The 25,973-nt window shown below is 62.8% G+C and carries 19 protein-coding genes, 1 tRNA gene and 2 pseudogenes; 10 read left to right on the forward strand and 12 right to left on the reverse strand.

Annotation, left to right across the window (positions count from 1 at the left end):
- The first annotated feature begins 128 nt into the window (after positions 1–128).
- The 4 genes from KO539_RS01145 to KO539_RS01160 all read left to right on the forward strand — a co-directional run bounded on the left by KO539_RS01145 (position 129) and on the right by KO539_RS01160 (position 3,134).
- A complete protein-coding gene (locus KO539_RS01145; protein WP_219306972.1) occupies positions 129–1,346 on the forward strand; it encodes a SpoIIE family protein phosphatase in 1,218 nt (405 codons plus the stop codon).
- Positions 1,347–1,411: 65 nt separating this feature from the next.
- Entirely contained in the window at positions 1,412–1,969 is a 558-nt protein-coding gene (locus KO539_RS01150) for a SiaB family protein kinase (RefSeq protein WP_034756676.1), read from the forward strand.
- Between the two features lie 22 nt (positions 1,970–1,991).
- A complete protein-coding gene (locus KO539_RS01155; RefSeq protein ID WP_099380707.1) occupies positions 1,992–2,390 on the forward strand; it encodes a DUF1987 domain-containing protein in 399 nt (132 codons plus the stop codon).
- 3 nt (positions 2,391–2,393) lie between these two features.
- Complete coding sequence (locus KO539_RS01160; RefSeq protein WP_099380706.1) at positions 2,394–3,134, forward strand: GGDEF domain-containing protein; 741 nt, start codon at positions 2,394–2,396, stop codon at positions 3,132–3,134.
- A 14-nt stretch (positions 3,135–3,148) separates the two neighbouring features.
- Here KO539_RS01160 and KO539_RS01165 read toward each other — a convergent pair whose 3' ends face one another.
- The 9 genes from KO539_RS01165 to KO539_RS01205 all read right to left on the reverse strand — a co-directional run bounded on the left by KO539_RS01165 (position 3,149) and on the right by KO539_RS01205 (position 15,799).
- On the reverse strand, positions 3,149–3,862 hold the full coding sequence (locus KO539_RS01165) for an ABC transporter substrate-binding protein (RefSeq protein ID WP_257626076.1): 714 nt from the start codon (positions 3,860–3,862) through the stop codon (positions 3,149–3,151).
- Between the two features lie 158 nt (positions 3,863–4,020).
- Positions 4,021–4,116, reverse strand: a tRNA-Sec gene (locus tag KO539_RS01170).
- A 21-nt stretch (positions 4,117–4,137) separates the two neighbouring features.
- Positions 4,138–6,093 (reverse strand): selenocysteine-specific translation elongation factor, encoded by a 1,956-nt coding sequence (gene selB, locus KO539_RS01175; RefSeq protein WP_219306973.1) that lies wholly within the window; start codon positions 6,091–6,093, stop codon positions 4,138–4,140.
- Complete coding sequence (gene selA / locus KO539_RS01180) at positions 6,090–7,499, reverse strand: L-seryl-tRNA(Sec) selenium transferase (RefSeq protein WP_219306974.1); 1,410 nt, start codon at positions 7,497–7,499, stop codon at positions 6,090–6,092. The genes selB and selA overlap by 4 nt, the downstream gene beginning before the upstream one ends.
- Complete coding sequence (gene fdhE, locus KO539_RS01185; RefSeq protein ID WP_219306975.1) at positions 7,496–8,551, reverse strand: formate dehydrogenase accessory protein FdhE; 1,056 nt, start codon at positions 8,549–8,551, stop codon at positions 7,496–7,498. The genes selA and fdhE overlap by 4 nt, the downstream gene beginning before the upstream one ends.
- A gap of 177 nt (positions 8,552–8,728) precedes the next feature.
- Positions 8,729–9,400, reverse strand: coding sequence for a formate dehydrogenase subunit gamma (locus tag KO539_RS01190; protein WP_219306976.1), 672 nt, complete (start codon positions 9,398–9,400; stop codon positions 8,729–8,731).
- Positions 9,390–10,310 (reverse strand): formate dehydrogenase subunit beta, encoded by a 921-nt coding sequence (fdxH, locus tag KO539_RS01195; protein ID WP_099380701.1) that lies wholly within the window; start codon positions 10,308–10,310, stop codon positions 9,390–9,392. The genes KO539_RS01190 and fdxH overlap by 11 nt, the downstream gene beginning before the upstream one ends.
- A gap of 13 nt (positions 10,311–10,323) precedes the next feature.
- Entirely contained in the window at positions 10,324–13,395 is a 3,072-nt protein-coding gene (fdnG, locus tag KO539_RS01200) for a formate dehydrogenase-N subunit alpha (RefSeq protein WP_219306977.1), read from the reverse strand.
- A gap of 268 nt (positions 13,396–13,663) precedes the next feature.
- The gene (locus tag KO539_RS01205; RefSeq protein WP_219306978.1) at positions 13,664–15,799 is read right to left on the reverse strand and encodes a TonB-dependent siderophore receptor; all 2,136 of its coding nucleotides are present in this window, start codon (positions 15,797–15,799) and stop codon (positions 13,664–13,666) included.
- A 382-nt stretch (positions 15,800–16,181) separates the two neighbouring features.
- Here KO539_RS01205 and KO539_RS01210 point away from each other — a divergent pair, with 382 nt between their 5' ends.
- On the forward strand, positions 16,182–17,894 hold the full coding sequence (locus KO539_RS01210) for a methyl-accepting chemotaxis protein (protein ID WP_035820218.1): 1,713 nt from the start codon (positions 16,182–16,184) through the stop codon (positions 17,892–17,894).
- Between the two features lie 23 nt (positions 17,895–17,917).
- On the opposite strand, the gene KO539_RS01215 is transcribed toward KO539_RS01210, so the two are convergent.
- The 3 genes from KO539_RS01215 to KO539_RS01225 form a co-directional block, all read right to left on the reverse strand.
- A complete protein-coding gene (locus tag KO539_RS01215) occupies positions 17,918–19,639 on the reverse strand; it encodes a S41 family peptidase (protein ID WP_219306979.1) in 1,722 nt (573 codons plus the stop codon).
- 62 nt (positions 19,640–19,701) lie between these two features.
- Positions 19,702–20,154 carry a hypothetical protein gene (locus KO539_RS01220; RefSeq protein WP_099400498.1) on the reverse strand — a complete coding sequence of 151 codons (453 nt, stop codon included), beginning with the start codon at positions 20,152–20,154 and terminating at the stop codon, positions 19,702–19,704.
- A 33-nt stretch (positions 20,155–20,187) separates the two neighbouring features.
- On the reverse strand, positions 20,188–21,675 hold the full coding sequence (locus KO539_RS01225; RefSeq protein ID WP_219306980.1) for a SulP family inorganic anion transporter: 1,488 nt from the start codon (positions 21,673–21,675) through the stop codon (positions 20,188–20,190).
- A gap of 240 nt (positions 21,676–21,915) precedes the next feature.
- Here KO539_RS01225 and KO539_RS30680 point away from each other — a divergent pair.
- The 5 genes and pseudogenes from KO539_RS30680 to KO539_RS01250 all read left to right on the forward strand — a co-directional run.
- Positions 21,916–22,011, forward strand: a pseudogene (locus KO539_RS30680) (transposase); the annotation flags it as partial.
- A pseudogene (locus tag KO539_RS30080) lies at positions 22,011–22,199 on the forward strand (transposase); the annotation flags it as partial. The pseudogenes KO539_RS30680 and KO539_RS30080, both read left to right, overlap by 1 nt.
- A 120-nt stretch (positions 22,200–22,319) precedes the next feature.
- Positions 22,320–23,651 (forward strand): sensor histidine kinase, encoded by a 1,332-nt coding sequence (locus KO539_RS01240; protein WP_219306982.1) that lies wholly within the window; start codon positions 22,320–22,322, stop codon positions 23,649–23,651.
- A complete protein-coding gene (locus tag KO539_RS01245) occupies positions 23,609–24,403 on the forward strand; it encodes a LytTR family DNA-binding domain-containing protein (protein ID WP_257626077.1) in 795 nt (264 codons plus the stop codon). Before KO539_RS01240 ends, KO539_RS01245 begins: the two co-directional genes overlap by 43 nt.
- Before the next feature lie 105 nt (positions 24,404–24,508).
- Positions 24,509–25,558, forward strand: a complete 1,050-nt coding sequence (locus KO539_RS01250; protein ID WP_219306983.1) for a S41 family peptidase — start codon at positions 24,509–24,511, stop codon at positions 25,556–25,558.
- Positions 25,559–25,973: the final 415 nt, after the last annotated feature.

Here is a 25,973-nt window from a genome sequence, read left to right on the forward strand (position 1 = left end):
GTAATCAAGCCGTCACATTCCAAGGCTACCATGATGATATTGCCTGTTTGTCAGTCGCCTTGCTGTTGCGACAACAAGGGTCCGATCGTCATGTAAAGGTAGCCGCTGTGGAGTTCAACGCTTCTCGATTGCATCTTCCCCGTTATCGCACGTCCGTGGCGGCTGACCTGTGCATCCCCACGGAATCCGTGCAGGCCGACGCCAGCAATTTCGCCGTGCTGGAACTGTTCACGGAACGGCGCGACATGATGAGCCTGCCAGTCACGGAGCAGCAGAAGCCCATCGGCTTGATCAGCCGCAACATCTTCATGTCGCAAATGTCCAAGCCCTTTTATCACGAGGTGTACGGCAAGAAGAGCTGCATCGCCTTCATGGACAAGGAGCCGCTGATCGTCGACGGCGCCATGAGCATCGAAGACCTCACCTTCCGCGCCGTGGAAGCGGGCGAGAAGGCGCTGGCCGATGGCTTCATCATCACCGCCGATGGCGCGCTGGCCGGCGTGGGCTTCGGCTTGCAGCTGATGAACGTGGTCGCCACCATGCAGGCGGAAAAGAACCGGCAAATCATGCACAGCATCGATTACGCCAGCGTGATCCAGCGCGCCCTGCTGCGCACCTCCGATGCGGAACTGCGCGCCACCCTGCCCGACGCGCATCTGGAATGGCAGCCGCGCGACGTCGTCGGCGGCGACTTCTACTTCTTCGAACGCCATGCGGGCGGCTGGTTCGCCGCCATCGCCGACTGCACCGGCCACGGCGTGCCGGGCGCCTTCATGACACTGATCGCTTCGTCGGCCCTGAGCCAGGCCTTGCGCGAACTGGGGCCGCACGATCCGGCCGCCCTGATCGGCGCCGTCAGCCGCGCCATCAAGACCCTGCTGGGCCAGGACGGCGCCAGCAGCAGCGAGGCCAGCGGCCACGCCGGCTCGAACGACGGCATGGATTGCGCCTTCCTGTGCTACGACACGGCCAGCGCCAGCCTGCGTTTCGCGGGCGCGAAACTGGCGCTGCACGTGGTCGCGCCGGGCGAAGAGGCCGTGCGCGCCATCGATGGCGCGCGCATGGGCGTGGGCTATGTCGACACGCCGGCCGGCTACTGCTGGCACAACGAGACGCTGGCCATTCCCGCCGGCAGCCTGCTGTTCCTCACCACCGACGGCTTGCTCGACCAGATCGGCGGCGCGCGCGACATCGCCTACGGCAAGCGCCGCATGCGCGAGCAACTGCTGGCGCGGCGCGACGCCCCCGCCGGCGACGTGGCGGCGGCGCTGCTGGAGGACAGCGCGGCATGGCAGGGAAAACAGCCGCGCCGCGACGACCTGACCTTTTTCTGTTTCCGCCTGTAGTTTTGGCGCCATCGAGTCACCTTATCAACAAGAAACCGGGTCACCGGCTAGCCAGGAGCACGGACGTGCTGTACGAAGAATTCAACGAGTTTTGGGATGTGGCCCGCAAGCGCAACATCATCTTTTTTTACGTGGGCTATTTCTCGCAGCACGTGGTGAATGCCATTTCCGAAACCATCAAGGCGCGCCTCGATACGGCCGGCGCGGCCGGGCCCACGCGGCGGCGCATCTTTTCCTCGTTCATCGAGATGTCGCAAAACATCATGCATTATTCCGCCGACAGCCTGACGCCCGATGCGCAGCTGGACCAGCAGATGCGGCGCGGTTCATTCTGTATCGGCACGCGCGGCGACAGTTTTTTTCTGCTGTGCGCCAACCCCGTCTCGACGGACAACGTGGCGCAGATCCGCGCCCGCCTGGAACCGCTGCACACGATGACGATGGAAGAAATCCGCCTGGCGTACAAGAAGGCCTTGCGCGAAGAAGCGCCGGCCGACAGCAAGGGCGCGGGCCTGGGTTTTCTGACCATGGCGCGCGACGCCAGCGAGCCGCTGGAATTCGAATTCGTCCAGGATCCCCAGGAACCAGGCCACACCATCTTCTGCATCAAAGCCATCATTTGAAAGAGCCGACTCAGGAAAGCATATGCAATTACCGTCACCACTGTTCATCGCCGCGACCCCGAGTTCGCCCGAAATCGACTTCCGTTTCGAGCAGCACACCCTGTCGATCAAGGGCGAGTCGTATCCGGAAAACGCGGCCGCCTTCTATGGCCCGCTGATCGCCGCCGTGCGCGCCTACCTGGAAGGCTGCAACGAGGCGGCCATCACCGTCAACGTCTCGCTGGCCTATTTCAACAGCTCCAGCACGAAGATGCTGTTTACCCTGTTCGACACCCTGAACCAGGCGGCCGTCGATGGCAACCAGGTGCGCCTGAACTGGTATCACGACGAGGACGACGACACCATCCTGGAATTCGGCGAGGAGCTGCAGCAGGACTTTACGGCGCTGGACTTCCACGACCATCCCGTGCAGGGCAGCTAGGGCATGCGCGCCGCCATCTCCGAAGCCGGACTGGAGCCCGACCTGTTCACCGTGGAAGCGGCGGCGCTGGCTGCCGCGCGCCGCATGCACGCCGACAGTCACGCCAGCGGCGAAGCGCAGCGCCGCGTGCTCGGTGAATTGATCACTCACTACGAACGGCTGATGCGCGAGACGCGGCGCCTGATCGGCCGCAGCGACCGCGCCGAGCGCGACATGCATCTGCTGAACCGCCAGTTGCAAACCCTGGCCGGCCAGCTCGAATACCGCGCCACGCACGACCCTCTGACGGGCGCCCTGAACCGCGGCGCCGTGATCGACCATGCCTCGCGCTGCCTGGCGCAGGGCGACATGGCGCTGATCGTGCTCGATATCGACCTGTTCAAGCAGGTCAACGACGACTTCGGCCACCCGGCCGGCGACGGCGTGATCCAGGCCGTGGTGGACTGCCTGAAAGGACTATTGGGACAGGAAACGGCCATCGGCCGGGTCGGCGGCGAAGAGTTTTCCGTCGTCTGGCCCACTTCCTCGCGCGACGACGCGGCGCAAGTGGCGCAGCGCATCTGCGAGAGCGTCGGCCGCCAGCGCCATGCCGCGCCCATCACGCGCCCCATCACCGTCAGCGTGGGCTTGAGCTGGAACCGCGCCGGCACAGCCTTCGAAACGGCCTACAGCCACGCGGACCAGGCCCTGTACCAGGCCAAGCGCGAAGGGCGCAACTGCGTGCGCCAGTGGCTGGAGAGCTGAATCCGCGCACTGACTCAGCGAATATGCTCGCGCGCCATGCTGCCGTCGCGGCGCATGGCGGCAGCGGCGCGCTGCATGGCCGCCACCTGCGCCTCGGGCAATTGCTTGTTGCAGGCGAGGTAAGTCTGCACGCGATTAAAAGTCAGCAGCGGCACCACCTTGCCCTCCCACTCCTTGCCGGCAAACGGCTTGCTGCCCACCGCCATGCCCACGGCCCACAGGTCGATGCGTCCGAGCAGCAGCTTTTGTGGATTGAGCCACTCCTGCGTCACGGGTGCCACGCTCAGGCCGCGCTGGCGCAGGTAATCGTCGCGCGCGTCGCCGAGCACCGTGCCGATCGCCAGGCCGCGCGCATCATCGAGCGTGCGCAGCGCCAGGTGCCGCTCGGCCAGACCATACAGTATCCATTCCGCTTCGTTGAGGGGGCCGATCCAGCGAAACTGCGCTTCGCGCTCCTGCGTGCGGCTGGTGGAAAAGATGCAGGTATCAGGCTCGCGCAGCGCCTGCGCGTACGCGCGCTTCCACGGCAGCAGCTCGATGCGGTAGGAAAGACCGGCGCGCGCCATGATGTCGCGCACCTTGAGCGTTTCCCGTCCCACGACGACATTGCCTTCCATCATGCTCGACGGCGGCAAATGCTCGCCGACGATGCGCACGTCCGCCGCCGCGGCCAGCGCCGGCATCAGCAGCGCCACTGCCAGCAGCCACGCCATGCTTGCTTGTTTCATGCTTGCTTTCATCTGCTACAGGGGATTGAAGCCGATGTTACCATCGGCTCACCCTGGCATCGCCGCATATTGCCAATTAAACCACTTATTTTCCGCAGCGTGGCAACAAGCCAACGCCGGGAGAACGCCATGCGGAAGGGGATGGGGAGGAAAGTAACTGGCGGAAAACAGTAGGAGTCGAACCTACGGGAGAACGTCTGACGCCCTCCACCGGGTTTGAAGCCCGGCCACATCACCGGATGAGTGTGCTTTCCGCGGTGCCTGAGCCTAAGTACTTAGCTATTGGGCAAGGCTGCCGTATAGGACCACAGCGCTTGCGGGCGTAATAGATGCCCATTGCCAACACGGCGAGTATAACCGACGCGGTCAAAGAATTCCAAGACCTGGATCGCCCGCTTGCGGCCCAGGCCGCTGGCGTCGCGGAAGGTGGCCGCACCCACGGCGCCGGAACCGGGCGCCAGGCCCTCGTCCAGCTCCGCTTTTTCGGCCAGTGCGCGCACCAGTTGCGCCAGCTCGGCCAAGGCCGACGGATGGTAGAACAGGTCGTGCACGACCTGGCTGATCTGCCCTGCCTTGGCAAGTTTGCGTAACAGCTTGCGCGTCTCGTCCTCGGCCAGGCCGAAGCCGCGCGCCAGGTCGCGCGTCCACGGTGGATCGAAGCGCCCCTGCTCCAACGCGGCCAGCAAGGGTTCGGCCACCGCCTGCTCCTGCGGCGTCAGTTCCACGCTGTGCGTCGGCAAGTGCAGGCTGGCGCCGCGCGCGAGGATCTCGCCACGTGCCAGCAAGCCTTCGACCAGCTGGCTCCACAAGGCGTCTTCCATCTCGGCGTCGACGATGCGTTTCAAACGCCACAGTTCCGGCCCCGCCTCGTCGGGCGCGCGCGCGTGGAAGACGTCCAATGCTGCCAGCACGCGCGCTTCCAGCGCCAGCAGCGCCGCCGGTGCCAGCAACAGGGCGTCACCGCCGCGCAGGGCGATGCGCCGCGTGTCGGACGGCAGCGCCAGGGAGTCCGCCGGCAGCAGGGACAGGCGCACCAGCAGCGATTCGCGCAAGCCCAGCGGACTTTGCGCCATCAGGGCCGCATAGTCGCCCTGCGCGATGAACGCGGCCAGCGCATCGAGCCACGCCAGCCTGGCCGGACTGCGGCGCTTGCGCGCGGGGCCGAACGGATCGAGCACCATGCCGCCGCCCACCGTTTGCGTCGCTTGCGCATTGCGCACGACGAAGCGGTCGCCCGGCACGCCGTGCATGGGTGCGTCGAACACCAGCTGTACTCTGCCCGTCTGCCCCGGCGACAGGGTTTCGCCATCGAGCATGACGGCGCGCGCCAGCTGGTGCGCCGCGCCCAGGTGCACGTGCAGCGGCGACCAGGCTTTCAGCTGCACGCCCGCGTCGGGCAGCAGGGTCAGTTCCACGTCGAGGCGTTCGGAGCACTGCGCCAGCGCGGGCGCGACGATCCAGTTGCCCCGCTCGATGCGCTCGCGGTCGATGCCGGCCAGGTTCAGCGCCAATCTCTGGCCCGCCATGCCCGTCCCGGCTGCGCGGTTCTGCGCATGGATGCTGCGCACGCGCGCCTGTGCATCGCCGGGCGCCAGCTGCAGCATGTCGCCCACCTGTACGCATCCCGCCAGCGCCGTGCCGGTGACGATGGTGCCCTGCCCCGACAAGGTGAACACGCGGTCCACGCCGAGGCGGAACAGGCGCCGCTCGTCGCGCTGCGGCAGGCTGCGCGCCACCTGCGTCAGGTGCGCCAGCAAGGCGGCCACGCCGGCATCGTCGTCGCGATTGGCGGCCGTGGGAAAGATCGGGCTGCCCGCCAGCGGCGTGCCGGCCAGCAGCGCTTCGATGTCCGCCTCCACCTGCGCCACGCGGGCGCCATCGGCGCGGTCGATCTTGGTCAGCGCCACGGCGCCGCGCGCCACGCCCAGCAGCCGCAAGATGGCCAGGTGCTCGTGCGTCTGCGGCATGATGCCATCGTCGGCCGCCACCACGAGCAAGGCGAAATCGATGCCCGTCACGCCGGAAGCCATGGTGCGGATGAATTTTTCGTGACCGGGCACGTCGATCACGCCCAGTACCGTGCCATCCGCCAGCGGCAGGTAGGCGTAGCCGAGTTCTATCGAAATGCCGCGCGCCTGCTCTTCCTTCAGGCGGTCCGTGTGCACGCCCGTCAATGCACGCGTGAGGGTCGTCTTGCCATGGTCAATATGGCCCGCGGTGCCGACGATCATGCCGTCAACTCGGCGAGCTGCGCGATGAAGGCCGTCTCGTGCGCCGCTTCCAGGCAGCGCAGATCGAGCCATAAAGTATCTTGCCCGATGCGCCCGATCACGGGGCACGGCAAGGCGCGCAAGCGCTGTTCCAGCACGCCCAGGGGATTGCTCAGACGCGAGCCGGGCGCGCTGCGGATGGCCAGGCCAAAGCTGGGCAGCTGGTCGACGGGCAAGGCGCCGCTGCCGATCTGGCTTTTCATCGCTTCGGCGGTGACTACATAGGCGGCACCAAGTACGCCTTGCAGCAGCGGCAGCACGGTTTGCGCCTGCGCGCGCATGGCGGCGGCGGGACGCGTCAACAGGCGCAAGGTGGTCAACCGTTCGGCCAGCAAATCCGGCGCGCGGTACAGCTGCAGCACCGGCGCCAAGGCGGCCAGGGTCAGCTTGCCGACCCGCAGTGCGCGTTTCAGCGGGTTGCGCTTGATCTTCGCGATCAGATCGGCCCGCCCGACGATGACGCCGCACTGCGGGCCGCCCAGCAATTTGTCGCCGCTGAAGGTCACCAGGTCGGCGCCCGCTTCGATGGTTTCGCGCACCGTCGTTTCATGCGGCAGACCATATTGCGCCAGGTCAACCAGGGTGCCGCTACCCAGGTCCACCGCTGTGGGAATGGCATGTTTTGCTGCCAGCGGCACCAGTTCGTCGAGCTCCACGCTTTTCGTGAAACCGGTGATCGCGTAATTGCTGCAATGGACCTTCATCAGCAGGCTGGTATGCTCGCTGATCCCGTTCGCATAATCGGCCAGGTGCGTGCGATTCGTGCTGCCCACTTCACGCAGCACGGCGCCCGCGCGCGTCATGACGTCGGGGATGCGGAAGGCGCCGCCGATTTCCACCAGTTCGCCGCGCGAGACGACGACCTCTTTATTCTGCGCCAGGGTGTTCAACATCAGCAGCACGGCGGCCGCATTGTTGTTGACGATGGTGGCCGCTTCGGCCCCCGTCAGTTCGCGCAGCAATTCCTCGACCAGGTCGTCGCGGTCGCCGCGCTTGCCCGTCTCGAGGTCGAATTCCAGATTCATCGGCCACTGCAGCGCTTCCACCACGGCTTGCACGGCCGTATCGGGCAGCAGCGCGCGGCCCAGGTTGGTGTGCAGCACGGTGCCCGTCAGGTTGAAGACGGCGCGCAGCTGCGAGCGCGCTTGCGCCTGCAGCCGTTCATCCATTTGCGCGGCGATGGCGGCAATCGATGCGCCCTCCTCGCACACTGCACCGGCCAGCATGGCCGTGCGCAGTTCAGCCAGCACGGCGCGCGCGCAGGCCAGGGTCTGCACGCGGCCATAGCGCGCGATCAGGGCCAGGCAAGCCGCGTCGCCCAGGATGCGGTCTACCGACGGCAGGCGCACGGTTTGCCCCGTCGTCATGACTGCTGGCCCTCGCTGTTTTCATTCTTCCCCAGCCACAGCAGCGGATTGCCGCTGGCGCGCTGATAGCCCGCTTCGCCCACCAGCAGGTCGAGCATCAGGCTGGCCAGGTCGTCGGCCAGCGGTTCGACGTTGTAATCGTGTTCCTGGTTGAAGACTTTTCGATACGTATGGCAATCGTCGCAGGTTTCCGCGCGCGCCACCTTCTTCGGGTCGTTCGCCTTGTTGGGCAGCTTGTCGTCTTTCGCCGTCACCGGGTCGAACGGTTTTGCATCGGCCGCGTCCAGGCCCTGGTAGGCGATCTTGCCATTCTGTTCGCAGGTCGAGCACTTGACGCGCACCATATGCCATTCGCTTTCGCAAATGCCGCAATGCAGGTAGCGGTAGCCCTGCGACTGGCCGCCGATGCGGATCACGCTGGCGACAGGGTGCGAACCGCAGACGGGACACAGGGTGCCCGTTTCCAGGTCCGGCACGCGCGCGGCGCGCAGTTCGCTGGCCGACACCGACCACAGGATTTGCAGGGCGGCCGCGACGAACGGCGCATGCATGGGATTGAGGTTGTCGCCGTTTTCATCGAGCACGGCATCGGCGCAGGCGTCCAGCGCTGGCACGTCGAGCGCGCGCAATTGCGCCAGCACCTGCGTCAGGCCGCCCGACAGGGCCGGCTGGTTTGCCGCCGTGGCGGCCAGTTCATCGAGCAGGCTGGCGAAAATGTCGCGCCAGACGGGCGGACGGGCGCCGCTGACGGGCAGCACCGGCATGCGGTGCTGGATGGCGCGGCGCAGCGCATCGGGGTCGGCGGCAGGCACGGCGCCCGGCGCCAGTTTTCCCACCACGGCGGCCTGCGCGTCGGCCAGCGCGGCCATCAGCACCAGGTAACCCTGCATGCCCGCGTCGACGGGGATGCCCTTGATCTTGCCTTGCGCCAGTTCGCGCAAGCGCAAGGCGCGCGCCTTGAACAGGCTTTCAGGCTGCGGCAGCAGCAGGCGCGGAATCGCGTTGTGGTCCAGGCCTTCGATTTCGCCTGGCTGAAGAATGCGTTGTACCAATGGAGTTTTCCCATCAAAAAAGGGGGCTGTAAAGTATTCTAATCGATATGGTGCAGCGCAAGCCGCAAAGGAAAAAAGGTCAGTCCCTTCGGGATCGGAATGCGTTCCATTGGAACGCATTCCCCCGGCGGGTCTGACCCCAGCTTTTGCACTTGGGGCAAAACGTACCCTAACTGCCTACTTTCTCGTATTACGGATCACCGATTCAAACCACTTCGGATGATGCTTGCGCGCCCAGCCGTAGGTGACGGTGCCGCGCACCATGGCGCCGATCGAGCCCTTGACCCAAATAGCCGCGTAGATGTGCACGATGATGGCGCAGATGATGCCGAACGCGCACACGGCGTGCAGCAAGGCGGCCGCGCGGATGACGGGGATCGGGAAGTAGAACGCGAAATACGCGCGCCAGATCACGATGCCCGACAGCAGCAAGCCCACCATGCAAGCGAGCAGCACGAAGAACAGGATCTTCTGGCCGGCATTGTATTTGCCGATCTTCGGAAGCTTTTCTTCGCGGTTGTTGAGCACGTCGTCCATCTGTTTCAGCCACTGCTTGTCGCCGTCCTCGAACTTGTTGTGGTGCCAGAAGCGCACCACGAGGATCGCAAACGAGACGAACATCACCAGGCCGGCAAACGGATGCAGGATGCGCGTCCATTGTCCGCCGCCAAACAGGTTCGCCAGCCACGCCATCGAGGGATGGAACATGGCCAGGCCGGACAGGGCCAGCATGACGAAGGTGATGGCGGTCACCCAGTGATTCGTGCGCTCGTTGGGGTTATAGCGTTCGATCAAGGGATTGCCATCCTTGTCGCGCAGCTTGCCATCGTGATGTTCACTAGGATTCATGCTGTTCCTCCTTGATGCGCTTGGCCTCTTCCAGCGCTTCGTGCTCTTCATCCTTGCTCACTTCGTTCGGGCCGACACGCGTGTAATGGAAGAAGCCTGCCAGCGCCGTGGCAGCCATGCCGGCCACCGCCAGCGGTTTGGACCAGCCCTTCCAGAAGCCCACCATCGGGCTGATGCGCGGGCGTTCCGGCAAGTTCGAATACAGCTTCGGCTTGTCGGCATGGTGCAGCACGTACATCACGTGCGTGCCGCCCACACCCAGCGGATCGTACAGGCCCGCGTTCTCGAAACCGCGCGACTTCAGGTCGACGATGCGCTCTTCCGCATGCACCTTCATGTCTTCCTTGGTGCCGAACACGATGGCGCCCGTCGGGCACGTTTTCACGCAGGCCGGTTCCTGGCCCACGGCGACGCGGTCCGAACACAGGGTGCACTTGTAGGCGCGGTCATCCTTTTTCGAAATGCGGGGCACGTCGAAAGGACAGCCGGCCACGCAGTAGCCACAGCCGATGCAGTTTTCCTGGTGGAAGTCCACGATGCCGTTCGTGTACTGCACGATGGCGCCCGGCGCCGGACAGGCTTTCAGACAGCCCGGGTCCTCGCAGTGCATGCAGCCATCCTTGCGGATCAGCCATTCGAGGTTGCCATCGTTGTTTTCGTGTTCGGCAAAACGCATCACCGTCCACGATTGCGGCGTCAGGTCCGTCGGATTGTCATAGGTGCCATGGTTTTCGCCGACTTCGTCCCGCAAGTCGTTCCATTCCATGCACGCCGTCTGGCAAGCCTTGCAGCCGATGCATTTCGACACATCGATCAGCTTGGCCACGGTGCCCGTCACCGGGCTGCGCGCTTGCGGCGGGGTCACCGTGGTCGCCGACAGGCGCCGGATATCTAAGGATTGCAGTGCCATTATTGAGCTCCCATCATGCTTTTTCCACCTTCACGAGGAAGGACTTGAATTCCGGCGTTTGCGAATTCGCATCCCCCACGCCCGGCGTCAGGGTATTGATCAGATACCCCGGCTTGGCCACGCCCGTAAAGCCCCAGTGCAGAGGCAGGCCGACGGTGTGCACCTGCTTGCCCTCGATCATCAACGCCTTGATGCGCTTGGTGACGACGGCCTTGGCGATGATGTGACCCCGCTTGGAACTGACGCGCACTTCACCGCCGGCAACGACGCCGATGCTCTTGGCCAGCTCTTCGCCGATTTCAACGAATTGCTGCGGCTGGATGATGGCATTCAGACGCGCATGCTTGGTCCAGTAATGGAAATGCTCGGTCAGGCGGTAGCTGGTGGCCACATGCGGATATTCCTCGTGCGTGCCGAACATTTTCCGGTCATCGGCGAACACGCGCGCGGCCGGATTGCTGGTCGCCTGCGGGTTTTTCGGATGCATGGGGTTGTAGCCCAGCGGATTTTCGAACGGCTCGTAATGCTCGGGGAACGGACCTTCGGCCATGGCGCCGCGCGCAAAGAAGCGCGCCACGCCCTCGCCCAGCATGATGAACGGACCCATGCCGTTTTCCGGCGGTTCGTCGACCTTGAAGTCGGGAATATCGGCCCCGCTCCAGTTCGTGCCATTCCACTCGATGAGCTTGCGGGTCGGATCGAAAGGCTTGCCCTTCAAGTCGCATGAAGCGCGGTTGTACAGCACGCGGCGGTTCGCCGGCCACGCCCAGGCCCAGCCCAGCGTCTGGCCGATACCGGTCGGGTCGCTATTGTCGCGCCGTCCCATCTGGTTGCCCGCCTGCGTCCAGCTGCCGGCGAAAATCCAGCAACCGCTGGTCGTCGTGCCATCGTCGCGCAATTGCGCAAACGAGGCCAGCTGCTCGCCCTTTTTCACCAGCAGCTTGGTCGGATCCTTGAGATCGTACAAGTCAACCAGCGCCTTGCCGTTGAATTCGCGGGCGATTTCTTCCGGCTGCGGGTTATGCGGCTGCGCATAATTCCACGTCAGGTTGAGAATAGGATCGGGGAACTTGCCGCCCTCTTTCTGGTACATGCTGCGCATGCGCAGGAACAGGCCCGACATGATCTCGAGGTCGCTGCGCGCCTGGCCCGGCGGTTCGGCCGCCTGCCAGTGCCACTGCAGCACACGCGAGGAACTCACGAGCGAACCGCGTTCTTCGGCGAAGCAGCTGGTCGGCAAGCGGAACACTTCCGTCATGATCTTGGTCGGATCGACTTCGTGATACTGCCCGTGCGCCTTCCAGAATTCGCCCGTTTCCACGGCCAGCGGATCCATGATGACGAGGAACTTCAGCTTCGACAGCGCTTCCGTGACCTTCTGCTTGTTCGGCGCGGACGCCAGCACGTTGAAGCCCTGGCAGATATAGCCCGTCATCTTGCCTTGGTGCATGTTCTCGATCGCTTGCATCAAGTCATACGGCTTGTCGAGCTTTGGCAGGTAGTCGAAGGCGTAGTTGTTTTCCGCCGTGGCAAAGTCGCCCCACCACGTCTTCATGAAGCTGACGTGGAATTTGCGGTAATTGCTCCAGTAGCTGAGCTGGTTCGGCCGCAGCGGCTTGGTGGCGCGCGCGGCGATATAGCCATCGAAATCCTGCTCGGCCTCGTTCGGCAAGGTCATGTAACCTGGCAACAGGTTCGACATCAGGCCCAGATCGGTCAAGCCCTGGATGTTCGAGTGGCCGCGCAAGGCGTTCATGCCGCCGCCCGCGATGCCCATATTGCCCAGCAACAGCTGCACCATGGCGCCCGTGCGGATGGTTTGCGCACCCGTCGAGTGGTGCGTCCAGCCCAGCGCGTACAGGATGGTACCGGCGCGTCCCGGCACGGCGGTCGAAGCCAATGCTTCCGCCACCTTGTGGAACTTGTCGGCCGACACGCCGCACGTACGTTCGACCATTTCGGTCGTGTAGCGCGCGTAGTGCTTCTTCATCATCTGGTAGACGCAGCGCGGGTGTTCCAGGATCGGGTCGACCTTGGCATAGCCGTCTTCACCGATCTCGTAATCCCAGGTGGCCTTGTCGGTGTACTTGCCTTTTTCCTTGTCGAAACCCGAGAACAGGCCGTCCTCGAACGCATAGTCTTCGCGCACGATGAAGGGCATGTCCGTGTAGTTGCGCACGTACTCATGCTGGATCTTGTCGTTCGTCAGCAGATAATTGATGATCGCGCCGAGGAAGACGATGTCCGTGCCGGTACGCGTGGCGCAGTAGTAATCTGCCACGGATGCGGTACGGGTAAAACGCGGATCGACAACGATCAGCTTGGCCTTGTTATGCGCCTTCGCTTCCGTTACCCATTTAAATCCGCAAGGATGTGCTTCTGCTGCATTGCCGCCCATGACCAGGATCACGTCGGCATTCTTGATATCGACCCAATGATTCGTCATCGCGCCACGGCCAAACGTCGGGGCAAGACCTGCCACCGTCGGTCCGTGTCATACACGCGCCTGATTATCAAAGGTCAGCATCCCCATGCTGCGCACTGTCTTGTGGGTCAGATACCCGACCTCGTTGCTGCCGGCGGACGCGGCAAGCATGCCGGTGGAGAGCCAGCGGTTGACGGTCTTGCCGTCGGCATTCTTTTCGATCAGGTTGGCGTCGCGGTCATCCTTCATCAGGCGCGCGATCTTGTCGAGCGCCACATCCCAGGAGATCGGCTGCCATTCCGTGCCGCCCGGTGCGCGGTACTCGGGCACTTTCAGGCGGTTCGGGCTGTGGATGAAGTCGACCAGGCTGGCGCCTTTCGGGCACAGGGTACCGCGGTTCACCGGGTGATCGGCATCGCCTTCCACGTGGATGATGCTGGAGACGGCATTTTTCGCGCCGTCGCCCAGTCCATACAGCAGGACGCCGCATCCTACCGAACAGTAGGGACAGGTATTGCGTGTCTCGGTGGTGCGAGACAGCTTGTATTGCCGCACTTCCGCCATCGCCTGGCCCGGTGCGAAACCGAGCAGGGCGAGGCTGGAACCAGCAATGGTCGCGCCAGTTACCCGAAGGAACTGGCGCCTGGACATCTGAACCATATTCAGGCCTCTATGATGTGAGTAAATAAAAGTCATACGGCGTCGTGGTCGTGTCATATCACTAAGATATAAGCACCATGCCTGTGCCGTATGACAGTATTTTACCCCTCAAACCCAGTCAAGGCTCAGTCCGCCCTAAAAAATTGCACATAGTCAACATTATTTTATCAGTACCGAACAGTTCCTCTAATCAATACCAGCCTGCCCGGCGCAGCGCCCGTCCATGAAAAAACCCGCTCGCGAGCGGATTGTGAGGAAACGATAAAAATTACAGGCTGTAGCGCAAGGTCAGCGCCACATTGCGCGGCGCGCCCGGCAAGCTCAGGTTCGGGCTGGAACCGTGGCCCGACACGATGTAGCGCGTGTCGCCGATATTGTTGATGTTGAGTTGCACTTCATAGCGGCCCGTGCGGTACGCGGCCATGGCGTCGGCCGTCACGTAGCCGGGCAAGACCACCGTGTTGCCGGCATTGGCGAAACGGCTGCCGACGGCATTCGCGCCGCCGCCCACGGTGAAGCCGTGGCCCAGGTCTTTCGTCAGCCACAAATTGGCCATGTTGCGTGCCGTCAGGGTGGCGCGCTTGCCTTTGACGTCAACGGAGCCAGCTGCATTCACGCTCGTGTCCTTGGCGATGGAGTCCGTGATGGTGGCGTCCAGCCAAGCGTAGCCGGCCATCATTTTCCAGCCATCGTGCAAGTCCGCATTGAAGGTCAGTTCCAGGCCATCCGTGCGCTGCGTGCCGATGGGCACGATGCGGTTCGTGATCGGTTCGCTGCTCTTGATATTGTCCCGCTCCAGGCGGAACAGCGACACGGTGGCGTTGGCGCGGCCGCCCCACAGGTCGTACTTGGCGCCCACTTCCGTGTTGCGCGTGGTTTCCGGCGCCAGGTCGGCATTGTTGGCGGCCAGGGCGAAGTTTTCGCCGCTCGGCTGGAAGGAGCGGCTCCACGACGCGTAGTACGATTGCACGGCGCTCGGTTGCCAGACGAGGCCCGCGCGGGGGCTGTAGGCCGAATCCGTGCGCGACAAATCCGCCGTCGTCACGCCAAGCGCATTGGCCAGGCGCGACTGCTGCTTGTAGCGGTCGTAGCGCAAGCCGGCCAGCGCCTTCCACTCGTCGCTGAAGCTGATGGCATCCTGCACGTAGGCGGCGGCCGTGTCATAGGTACCGAAGGTATCGCCGCGCGCGCCCAGCTTGCTGCGGCTGACCTGCGGCAGGACGGGATGGAAGATCGATACGTTCGACGCCACCGCGGTCGAGGCCCAGCTCGACGCATCCTTGTTTTGCTTGCCGAATTCGGCGCCGTACAGCACTTCATGGCGCAAGGTGCCCGTGACCAGCTTTTGCGTCAGTTCCGTCTGGTTGAACCAGCCGCTCTCGTCGCGGTTCAGCTTGGCGTGGCCCAGGTTCATCGTGCCCTTGACTTCGTTGACGTTGCCGGAAATATTCGTGTTGTTGCGGTCCAGGTGGTAATCGTAATAGCGAAAGGCATTACGCAGCGACAAGCTGTCGCTGAACTTGTGCGTCAGGGTGGCTGCCGTGGAGACCACGCGCGACTGGCTGAAGTCCGCATCGCGCGCATTGGCGGCGCCAAAATAGGTGCGCGCGTCGACAGCGACGGGACGGCCGTGGTAGGACGGGATGCCGAAGTCCGTCAGGCGGCGGTCTTCCAGATACTCGCCCTGCAGCAACAGTTTGGTGGCGCTGGACAGACGGATGGCCACGGAAGGCGACAGCGCCGTGCGGTTGATGAATTGCTGGTCGCGGTAGCTGTCCGACAACTCGCGCGCGCCCGTGAAACGCCAGTCCACCGTCTCGCCCACGCGGCCCACGTCGACTTCGCCACGGCGCCCGGCCGTATTCGTCAGGCTCAAGGCCAGGTCCGTGATATCGATACCTGGCTTCTTCGTGATGCGGTTGACCAGGCCACCCGAGGAACCGCGGCCGTACAAGACGGCGGCCGGTCCCTTGATCACTTCCAGGCGCTCCACGTTCGACAGGTCGCGGAAATACAGGGCGTCATCGCGGAAGCCGTCGACGAACTGGTCGCCGATGGCCGTGAAGCCGCGGATGAACACCTGGTCGCGCTGGCCGTCGCCCGTGGACAGGCCCACGCCGGGGATGTTCTTCATGATGTCCTGGATCGACATGGCGTTCTGGTCGCGGATGACGGCGGCCGGCACCACGTTGATCGTCTGCGGCACGTCGCGCAAGGCCATTTCCGTCTTGGTGCCGCTGGCCGAGGTGGCGGCGACATAGCCCTCCTTGTCCTTCGACGCCGTCACGGTGACGGCGGGCAAACTTTCCTGTGCCCAGCTTGCCAATGGCATGGCGCCGAAGGTCAAGGCGCCCAGTACGGCGATGGTGATCGGTTTACATCCTGGCTTGCGCTGTTGCTGCATACAATTCCCTGGTCGATGTTTTAATACGAATGATTATCATTAGTATTTTATCAGCCAATGCGGCGCAAAGTAAGCACTTCTGTAAGTGATAGTACTTATGGACTAGGTACTTGATGTAAAAACACAACAGGAAATCAATATCAAAAAACAATTAAAATTGCTTTGAAAAACTATTTCTCTGCGTCAATGCTATACTTGCGGCTTGCTGGGCAACGGTCAGCCTGACCGACATGCCCCTTGCTTTACCTCCATCGCCACGCTCAGCGTGGCGCGCCGCACAGCCATCACGCGGCACCCGAAGACCCCGATCCCCTGCGCCTTGCGGCGCCTGTCCGCCCCTGCTGGCGGCGGCGATCATGACTATTAAACTGTTAGGAATTACATGAAAAACCTGAACATCGGCAGCCGCCTTGGCGTCGGCTTTGCTGTCGTATTGTTGTTGCTTGCCGCCTTGACCGTCACCGCCCTCGTGCGCATGCAAACGGCCAGCGACCTGACTTACCGCCTCATCAATACCAGCATCAAGAACCAGCGCATGGTGGCCGAATGGTCGAAGATCATTGAACTCAACAGCGTACGCGGCGTCGCCTCGTTTGAAATCACTGATCCCGTCGTGCGCGCCAAGATCGAGGAAGACTTGAAAGTCGATGCGGAGCGTTCCAGCAAGCTGCAGGACGACATCATCGCGTCCCTGCTCAACCCGGCCGTGATCGAGCAATTCAAGGTCGTGCGCAAGGTGCGCACCGACTACGTGACGACGCGCGCGCGCGCCTTCAAGATGAAGGCCGACGGCGACATGGCAGGCGCCAAGATCGTGTTCGACAAGGAAGTCGCACCGATCACCGTGGCTTATCTGGCCGAAGTGAAACGCTTTGCCGGCATGCAGATCAAGGCCGCCGACGGCGTCGGCAACAGCATCATCGAAGCCTACAGCGGCACCCGCGTTTTCCTGATCACCATGGGCGTGCTGGCTGTGCTGATGGGCATCGGTTTCGCCTGGTGGATCACGCGTTCGATCACCGGCCCCATCCGCGCCGCCGTGAAAGTGGCGGAAACCGTGGCAGCGGGCGACCTGAGCAGCGTCATCACGGCGCAAGGCCGCGATGAAACGGGCCAGCTGATGCACGCCCTGAAAACCATGAACGACAGCCTCGTCGGCATCGTGGGACAAGTACGCAGCGGCACCGACACCATCGCCACGGCGTCCGCGGAAATCGCCGCCGGCAACCAGGACCTGTCGTCCCGCACGGAACAGCAAGCCAGCTCGCTGGAAGAAACGGCCTCGTCGATGGAAGAACTGACGTCGACCGTGAAACAGAATGCCGACAATGCGCGCCAGGCGAATAAACTGGCCGGCGACGCAGCCGGCATCGCCAGCCGCGGCGGCGCCGTGGTGGCCGAAGTGGTCGCCACCATGGGCGAGATCAATACCTCGTCGAAGAAAATCGTCGACATCATTTCCGTCATCGACGGCATCGCCTTCCAGACCAACATCCTGGCCCTGAACGCGGCCGTGGAAGCGGCACGCGCCGGCGAACAGGGCCGCGGCTTTGCCGTGGTCGCCACGGAAGTGCGCAACCTGGCACAGCGTTCGGCAGCGGCGGCGAAAGAGATCAAGGGCTTGATCGACGACTCCGTGCAAAAAGTCGACGTGGGCACGGACCTGGTCGACAAGGCCGGCAAGACGATGGAAGAAATCGTGCAAAGCATCGGCTTCGTCACCTCCATCATGAGCGAGATCAGCAACGCCAGCGAAGAACAGAGCGCGGGCATCGAGCAAGTCAACCAGGCCATTTCCGAAATGGATCAAGTGACCCAGCAGAATGCGGCCCTGGTGGAAGAAGCGTCGGCAGCGGCCGAAGCGATGCAGGAACAGGCGAGCGAACTGGCGCAAGTGGTCAGCGTCTTCCGCCTCGACGCCAATGCGGCGGCCACCGACCGTTTCAGCGTGAAAACCGCACAGCGCAGCGCGCCGGCGGCGACAGCCCCTGCCGCGCCAGCCCGCAAGGCCTCCACCCCCGCCCTGCGCCTGCCCGTGATGCGCAACAGCGGCAAGGCCGCGGCGCCGGCCGAAGGCGAGTGGGAAGAGTTTTAAGTCCGCGTCAACAGCAAGAACAGCTATTGCCGGCGTATCTCGGCAATGGCTGCCTCCAGCACCTCGTCGCGCCCGGCCCGTATGCCGGCAAGCGTGGGCCTGACCTCGATATCGGGGATAATCCCCACGCGCTGCGTGGGGCGCCGGTCCGGATAAAACACGCCGATGCCGCTGATCAGGGTACTCAAGCCGCCGGGCAGCGAAAACGTCGAGATATTGCCATCCGCGCCAGCCGTGGTGCTGCCGACCACCTTCGCGCGCGGCGCCACGCGCAAGGCCATGGCCGTGTATTCGGCCTGGCTCTGGCTCACTTCATCGACCAGCAGCATGACCTTGCCCGCATAGCGCGACGCTTGCGGGTACAAGGCCACAGGCTGGGTCCAGTGGAAGGCGCCGGGGTTGCCAAGGTCGCCTTTGGTAAAGCGGGCAAACGCCGTGGGCCGCTCGACCAGGTAAGCACCCAGGGCAAAGACGACAAACTCGCGCGGGTAGTTGCGTAGATCGATAATCAGGCCGCGGCTGCCTGCCGCCGCTGCCATATGCGCCGCCACGTCGGCCCGCTTGAGGCTCGACAGCTTGAGGTAGGCGATATCGTCGCCCAGGCGCTGGAACGTTTCCCCTTCCCTGTCATGCGTGTCCTGGCCCGCTTGCCGCCCGGCTGGCACGCGCTGCGCCGTCAATTCCACATCCTCCTGGCCGCGGCGCACCTGCAGCCGGATTGCACCGCAGGCGCCAGCCGTCAGCCTGCCCGCCATGTCGCGCAAGCGCGCCGCCTCATTCGATGCCGCATAGTGGGGCCGCCAGGTGGCGACCAGTTGCGCCACCGGCACGCCATCGACGCTGTCAATGACATCGCCAACCTGCAAGCGCGTCGCCGCCCCGGCTTCGGCTTCCCGGTAACCCACCACCACCGCGCTCGTGCCGATGAAGCGAATCTTGACTGGCAGCCGGCATTGCCCCACGGGCGGACGCACGTGCATCGAACTCCACAGATTAGTATGGGTATCGTGCAGGCGCGCGATCACCGCCATCATTTCCAGCTGATAGCTGGCGCGGTCCCTGGCCAGCGCGATGCGCGGCAGCGACTGGCGCAAAACGTCATCCCAGTTTTCCCCTGTCAGATCGCGGTAGGGTGCCCAGTATTCGATGATATTCCAGAAGCGAAACAAGGCCAGCAATTGGAAGCCGGCATCGGGCAGCACCAGGTCCGGATAGGCTGGTTCATGTTCGAAAACGGGATTGCCCACCTGCTCCTGCATGCGCAGATAAAACTGGCTGGCCGACGCCGGCCGGTGCAGATAAATGTGCCGCAGATCGGCGCGCAAGCCCGCACCCAGCAAGTTCGCATCATCGAGCCATTGCAGGGCGGGACGCAGATGCAGCTCACCCTGTGCCGGGACGGCACAAGGGTCGCAGCCGGCAAGCGGCCCCAGACCGGCGATCCAGTCCCGCAGCACGGCATCGCCCGCCGCCCTGTCGGGCGCGTCCAGCATTTTCGGCATGACACGCAGGAGTTCGTAGTCCCACTGCCGCCCGCCTGCGGTGATCAAGGGGTGATGGTATTTCAGGAAACCCCATACCTTGCCAAGCACGGCGAGGTTGTCGACTTGCGCCGGCGTCACGGCATCGAGCGCGATGCGCGAGCCGGCATCGAAGGCGTGATCCGTTTCAAACGCGGTGTGGCGGCCATCCTGCGAAAAAGCCGGCGGCGCCGCAGCGACGAACAGAAAGGCAATGGCTGGCATGCACCAGCGCGCAAGTCTCAGACAGGGTATCCATTTCATCGAGCATCCATATCGACAGCCATTCAGCTCAGGCGCGCTTGCGCATCCGCAACCAGGGTGGCCAGCTCGCGCGGCACCGCTTGCGCCAGGAAATCGAGCGCCAGTTGTTCCGGATCGATGGCCGCGTCCAGCGGCAAGCCATGCTCGAAGCCGCCCACCATGATGCGGCAAAAATGCGGCGATTCCGCCCGCGTTTCCACATACCAGCAGCCCGCATGGCCCTGCACGAAGTATTCGCCGATAAAGTAGCCCAGCATGGTTTTCACCCACTGCCAGCTCTCGTCGCGGATGACGATGGTGCGCATGGCAGCATCGATGTACGGCAGGTATTCGGCCGCGTTGGTCAGCACTTCGTGCGCCGGCTGAATGCCCAGGCGCTCGACGAAATTCACCAGCGAGGCGCCCAGCGCGTCATAGTAGGCATCGAAATCCGCCTGGCTTTGTTGCAGTAATTTTTCTTGTTCGTTCGACAGCATTCACACTCCACAGACTTTCAACAATGTCCTATTTTACGCCACGCCCACATCAACTCCGGCCCGCTGCAGCAAGGCCTGGTTGCGGGCGGACAGATGCGTCACTTGCAGGTGCTTGCCGGCCTTGTCATAGCGTTCGTACAGGGATTCGATGGCGGCGATGGCCGAGTGATCGGCCATGTGCAGGTGCCGGCAATCGAGGATGACGCGGGCCGGGTCGGCCGCTGTCTGGAACAGTTCCAGGAAGTGCGTGGTGGAAGCAAAAAACAGGGTGCCGTGCGGCAGGTAGACGCGCAGGCCCGCGCTGGCGTCATCGATATCGGCACGCATGTCGCGTGCATGCTGCCAGGCAAAATTCAGGGCGGCGATGACGATGCCGCACAGCACGGCCAGCGCCAGATCCGTGAACACCGTGATCACCGTCACGGCGACGATCACCAGCGCATCGTGCAAGGGCACCTTGCCCAGCACGCGCAAGGAACCCCAGGCAAACGTCTGTTGCGCAACGACGAACATCACGCCGACCAGAGCGGCCAGCGGGATGCGTTCGATCAGCGGCGACAGAAACAGGATGAACAATAAAATCATCACGCCGGCCGTCACGCCCGACAGGCGCGAACGCCCGCCCGAGCTCAGGTTGATCATCGTCTGCCCGATCATGGCGCAGCCGCCCATGCCGCCAAACAGGCCAGAAACGACGTTCGACGCGCCCAGGGCGATGCATTCGCGGTTAGGCTGGCCCCGCGTTTCAGTCATCTCATCGGTGAGATTAAAAGTAAGCAAAGTTTCCAGCAAGCCCACCATGGCCATCAGCGCCGCATACGGGAAGATGATGTGCAAGGTGGCCATGTCCAGCGGCACGGCGGGCCAATGCAGGGCCGGCAAGCCGCCGGCGATATGCGCGAGGTCGCCCAGGGTGCGCGTGGGCAGGTGCAGGAAATGGCTGAGCACGCCCACTCCCAGGATGGCCACCAGCGCGGGCGGCAAGGCTTTTGTCAGGCGCGGCAGCACGTACACGATGGCCATGGTGAGCAGCACCAGCCCAGCCATCACGAGCAAGGGCGTGCCTTGCAGCCAGGTTTCGCCTTGCGGCGTGGCTTGCCGAAAATGTTCCAGCTGGGCCATGGCGATGACGATGGCCAGGCCATTCACAAAGCCCAGCATCACCGGATAGGGCACCATGCGGATCAATTTTCCAAGGCGCAAGATGCCGAACAGCGCCATGATGATGCCGCTCAGCACCACCGTCGCCAGCAGGTACTGCACGCCATGCTGGGCCACCAGCGCCACGATGACGACGGCCATGGAACCGGCGGCGCCCGAAATCATGCCGGGGCGCCCGCCAAAGATGGCCGTGAAGGCGCAAATGATGAAGGCGCCGTACAGGCCCATCAGGGGATTCAATTGCGCCACCAGAGCGAAGGCGATGCATTCAGGCACCAGGGCAAACGAGGTGGTCAGGCCGGCCAGGACGTTTTTTTGTATGTTCGAGAACCACTCATCCCGAAAAGTTGCGTTGATCATCGAGTCGTATCCAAAGTCGGAACAGGAAAATGCCGGCCTGATGGGCAATCATCAGGCGCAGCCATGCCAGCGGGCGTCACAGAAAAGCTGCGCTGAGGTCGAACGGAGCAGGAAAGTCGTCAGTGACTACATGGGTATGGCGGAAAGGGGAAGTTTCATAAGGCGCCAGGCGGCGCAGCTGAGCTTGCCGGCATTATACAAGATGCGCAGCCGGCAAAAGGTAAGCGTCGGCCCTGCACCGGTTTGCTGGCACATGTCCTGGTGGAGAAATTCGCCGACCACTTGCCGCTCTACCGCCAGAGCGTGATCCATGCACGCGAGGGCGTGGACCTGGAACCCCGGCAACCATCCTGTACTCGCTCAAGCTATGGCCGGCACTGACACGCTACTGCGATGATGGCACTATCGACATCGACAACTCCGCCGCCGAGCGTGCCCTGCGTGGCGTTGCTATTGGCCGCCACAACTATGCGTTTGCGGACGCTGACCGTGCCGCCGCCATCTATTCGCTGACCGGTACGGCCAGTCGGCGTCCATCCCGCCAGCGCCGGCTTCCTCCGCGATTTGCAGGCATTCGTCGCATGGGAGAAGACACGGGCATCCGTGCCGCTAGAATGGCGGGCGAGTTAAACACAAGGAATTTGATGAGATCTCCCCCATTTTTGCCATTCAACGCGCCTCCCGTATCGGAAGTCAAGCACGACCGCCACCTTGTGCGCCGCTACTTGCTGCAGTCGGCGCTGCGCTTAAACGCCGGTTCACTCTTGTTCCTGTCGCTGGCGATCGCGCTGCTGCCGCTCTGGCTGAACCACGCCCCGGCCGCGCCGGGCGAAATGGAGACCCGCAAGCTGACTCCGTACATTGTCAGCGGTGTTGTAGCGGCGGTGATGGTCTGGCTCGCGCTGATGTCGAATGGGATCGCACGCGGCTTTCTGGCGCGGCTGGGCGAAGAGGGCAAGGCGCTGAGTGTCGAAGCGATGGCTTCCTTGGTTACGCGTCACATCCATGCGCCGTTCAATCCCTACACCACCTTTGACCTGTGCACCGAGTCCCTGTCAGGGCTGGCGCTCGGCACGGCACTTGGCTACTTCGGTCCGCCTGCGTTTTTTCACGACCCATTCAAGGGCCGGATCGTGCTGGGTCGCTGGCGCCCGTTGGCGCTGGGGCGCCATGTCGAGGTGAGAATATCGTCCGATTTGGGCCCCAGCTGCCACATTGAGCTGCGCTGTCGACCGGGCCTGGCCTGGTTCGCGATCCAGCAGGGTGAGTCGCTAAAGACTGCCGAGATGGTGTCTACCCAACTGCAACAGCACCTCGCGCGCCATACAAGCGCGCTAAATGCGGCTCGGCGTGAGCGCGAGCTGGAACGCACCTCTCTGCAGGCACGCCTTTCAGCCTTGCAGGCCCAGGTAGAGCCGCACTTCCTGTTCAATACCCTGGCAAATCTCAAGTATCTGATCCGCACCGACCAGATGGCCGCGCAAGAGATGCTCGACCATCTGGTCGGCTACCTGCAAAACGCGATGCCCGATATGCGCTCGGTGTCCTCGACCCTGGGACGAGAAATGGATCTTGTTAGCGACTACCTGGCGGTGATGCGCATCCGCATGGGCACGCGCCTGCGCTACGCTGTCGAAGTGGCCGAGGAATTGCGCAGCCTGCCATTCCCGCCGGCGATGCTGATCTCGCTTGTGGAGAACGCCGTCAAACACGGTTTGGAGCGGGCCAGCCGACCGGGCCTGATTACCATCAGCGCAAGGCAAGAAAGCGACAGCACGGACGGGCTGCTGAGCGTGTCTGTTGTCGACGACGGGGTCGGCTTGACCGAACAAGCCGGGCAAGGAACGGGATTGGCGAATATTACAGAACGCTTGCTGCTGCTATATGGGCGGAAGGCTAGCCTTTTTGTGGAGCCAGGCGACGGACAAGGCGTATGCGCAGTGTTGACGGTGCCTATTGTCGGGAGCCACGCCTGATGCCAAGCGCTCTGATCGTCGAGGACGAGCCTCTGCTAAGGGCGGAGCTGGTGGACCAGCTGCATGCCTTGTGGCCCGAACTGCAAATCGCCGGCCAGGTCGAAAACGGCATCGACGCGGTGGCAAGCATCGACATGCTGAAACCGGACATCGTATTCCTGGACATACAGATGCCCGGCCTGAACGGCATGGAGGTGGCGCGCCATATTCCCGAGTCGTGCCAGGTAGTGTTCGTTACAGCGTATGCGGACTATGCCTTGGCCGCTTTCGATGCCGGCGCGTCCGACTATCTGGTCAAGCCGGTGACGACCTCACGCCTGCTGCAGACGATCCGTCGCCTGAAGTCGCGCACGGCCGCAAGCCCGCCGCCGGCCGTGTGGGAACAGCTCTTTGAACAGGAGAGCGTACCGGTGTACCTCAAGTGGATCAAGGCCTCAAGCGGCAATTCGGTGCGGCTGGTGATGGTGAGCGAAGTGCTGTACTTCCAGTCGAACGAAAAGTACACGCGGGTGGTGACGGACAACGGCGATTCGCTGATTCGCTTGCCTCTCAAGTCCCTGCTCGATCAACTGGATCCGCAGTTGTTCACGCAAATCCACCGCAGTGCCGTCGTCAATCTGCAAGCCATTGACCGGATTGAGCGCATTGAATCCGGGGTGCGCAGCGGCCCTGGGCTGGAGGTCATCCTGAAAGGCCGGACCGAGCGCTTGACCGTTAGTGAGGGATTTGCCAAGCAGTTCCGCCAGATGTAGCAGGGATGTTAAAGCCTCCCTGCCGATTGGCCGCCTGCGTGACGACGGCGGATTTGTTGGTTCAGTTCGCAGTAAATCATTTAAATATATTAAAAAAGGACAATAATGAAAAATAAATGGATAGTCTCCCTGGCTTTGTTATTGCTGACCGTGACAGGGGCAATCGCAGCCACACCCCCGATGGCGCCGACAGTGGAGGTCAATCGGGAAGTCCGGTTGGAGGTCATCGATACGCTGATTGCCAAGCTCAATGCCCACTACGTTTTTCCAGACAAAGCCAAACAAGTCGAGCTTGTCTTGCGCCAGCATCAGCGCGAGGGCAAGTACGATAGGGTCACGGACGGTCAACAACTCGCCAAACAGCTGTTCGATGACATTGATGGCGTTATCCACGACAAGCATGTGTTCATCGATGTCAGTGCCCATCCGGTGCCGCCCGATGATGCAATGCCGCCACCACAGACGCGGGCGGAATGGGAAAAACAAGTGCCGCCTGCCGTGCTTGAAAGGGTTCTTGCATCAAACCTTGGCGTGGAAAAGGTGGATCACCTTAGTCCCAATATCGGCTACCTGGAGATTTCCTCATTCGGACCGGTTTTCCTCGTATCCGACAAGTTCGCCGCAGCGATGAATAAAGTCGCTAACACCGATGGCCTCATCATCGATCTGCGCAACAACGGCGGTGGCGGGGAAGACTCAGTGGCGCTACTGATCAGCTATCTTGTTGACGGGCGCACCCGCCTCAACGACATCTGGGAACGTGCGACCGGTATCACCACGCAGTATTGGACGCAGGATAAGCTCGACGGCAAACGCTATGGGGGCAAGAAACCGGTCTTCATCTTGGCAGGCCCCGATACGAAGTCCGCCGCCGAATCATTCGCGTACCAAATGCAGGCGCTGAAACGCGCCAAGGTGATCGGGGAACGCACCTGGGGTGGCGCCAACGCTTCGCGGCCATATCGTCTCAGCGAGCATTTTGCTATCTTTATCCCAAGCAAGCGCCCGATCAACTCAATGACCCATACAAACTGGGAGGGCACGGGCGTCACTCCGGATGTAGCGGTAAAGGTGAACGATGCGCTCGCGGCGGCTAAAGTTTTGATGCAGCGACAAGTTCATGGGGACGCACCACGTCCTACCAAGGATCACTAAAGACTATGCTCGATATGCCGGGTGCGAAGTTCATATTTGTCACGATGAGGCAGAAACAGCCCAGTGCAGCCTGTTGGGTGGCGTAATTCTTCACTTCGGCGGCAAGAGTTTCACCCGGTCTGATTTTCCGGAGACAAAGGCAGATATCCCCTCGTACCGCCCGACTTCGCCGAGGACGCTGTCTGCTACGGCTATACCGAACTCATGTCAGACCAAAAGCGGCACCTGACGATGTGGATTCCGGCCGGCCGGTCATCGCAGCACTCGATCGAGCACCTGCGCCAGCGCGGTCGCGTCGGACTGGCCTTCGATGCGCACGCGGACTTGGCCCAGCTCAAGCATGATGCGAGCGACCGAGACGCCCGGTTCGAGCGACAACGCCACCAAATTTGTGGGCGTAAATATTGTGCCAAAA

Origin of the sequence: Janthinobacterium sp. NKUCC06_STL (assembly GCF_019345455.1) — a bacterium.
Classification (GTDB): Bacteria; Pseudomonadota; Gammaproteobacteria; order Burkholderiales; family Burkholderiaceae_D; genus Janthinobacterium; species Janthinobacterium rivuli.